Source organism: Rhodococcus sp. EPR-134 (assembly GCF_001647205.1).
GTDB lineage: Bacteria > Actinomycetota > Actinomycetes > Mycobacteriales > Mycobacteriaceae > Rhodococcus_F > Rhodococcus_F qingshengii.
Genome location: NZ_LVCT01000230.1, coordinates 1 through 1,278, shown reverse-complemented (window position 1 = coordinate 1,278; position 1,278 = coordinate 1). Strand labels below are relative to the sequence as shown.

The 1,278-nt window shown below is 60.9% G+C and carries 2 protein-coding genes; one reads left to right on the top strand and one right to left on the bottom strand.

The annotated features are described in order from the left end of the window. A partial coding sequence (locus tag A2J01_RS10140) for a lipocalin family protein (RefSeq protein ID WP_064112634.1) occupies positions 1-564 on the bottom strand: 564 nt, incomplete at its 3' end. Positions 565-742: 178 nt separating this feature from the next. Between A2J01_RS10140 and A2J01_RS10135 the strand changes: the two genes are divergently transcribed. Continuing rightward, the coding region (locus A2J01_RS10135; RefSeq protein WP_156519235.1) for an AMP-binding protein at positions 743-1,278 on the top strand (536 nt) is incomplete at its 3' end.

The following is a 1,278-nucleotide window of genomic DNA, read 5'->3' as shown; positions in this document are numbered from 1 at the left end:
GGTGGTCGGTGACGTCAGGATCGTGCATGCGTTGTATCCACGGGATTCGGCGACCCGGCGGATCTCACTCCAGCCTGCCGCGTCGATGACCGCCGACCGTGAGAGCACGAACCCGGAAAGCCTGAGCGGATCGCCCACCAGTGCCCACGAATAGTCGTCGGCAATGTAGGTGACGATGTAGTTGGGTGGGCCGTCCAAGCTTTCCTGTGAGGGCACCCCGGGGAAGCTCACATGCAACTGGGCACCCGTTGCTGGATCGGTAACTCGGGCATTCCCGACGATCTCGTTGGCTTGACCGGTCCACGTCGTACACGTGTTCTTCACGCTCACGTTCGTGGAATCGACAATCCCGTAACTCGCCCGGGTGTCCTTCGCGCACGCGAGGTTGAAGGGCTGAGGAATCGCCGCCACCTGGTTCCATTCCCCTACGTAGCGCGCGACGTCCAGGTTCGCCACCGGCTGCAAGGGTTCCCAGATTGGGCTCGCCTGCGCGGTTCCCGAAAACATCGTCGCTGCGGCGCACACTCCCGCAATCGCAATCGCACTTCGCCCCGACCACTTCATGTCACTGCTCCTCGTCTGTACAACGCTCGATCGGCATTGGTTCCTCAAGGCATTCGGAGCTGACGGACTGGAGGATGGGGCGGTATGTAAAACTACTTTTGGTTTGTTATGGACCTACTTCACAAACCTTATGTAGTCTTTGCTAAAAGATAGCTGAAAGTCGGACGGAGCTACTGTGATGAAGGTTGTCGACTTAGGTCTAGAACGCACTCGCTATGCAGTCATCGACGAGACGATCGAGTCGAGGTGGCGCCGAGTCACCTCTATGCAGCACGACGCCGTTGCCGTCGTGACTCCGCGCGACCGGATCACTTTCGCCGAACTCGAACTCCGGACCGACGCATTGGTCCGCGAACTTCGCCTACGTGGGTCGCACGGGGCACGCCCGGTTGCGGTCGATCTCGAACCAACGGCCGAGTCGGTGCCCGCCATCCTCGCCACTCTGATTTCCGGTCGGCCCTTGGTCATGATCGACCCACAACTCCCCGAGGCCCGCCGAGCGCACATCATGAGCACCTCGGGCGCCGTCGCGCTGCAGTCGATACTCGACGAGTCTGCTGCGACAGGCTTCAGATTCGACAGCGCGTTGGAACCATCGAGTTCCGACCCTGCCATGATCGCGTTCACGTCAGGCACCAGCGGGGCACCCAAGGGAGTCGTGTTGAGCCACTCCATGTGCCTGAACAAGGCCGACGAACTCGCCGCAGCAATCGA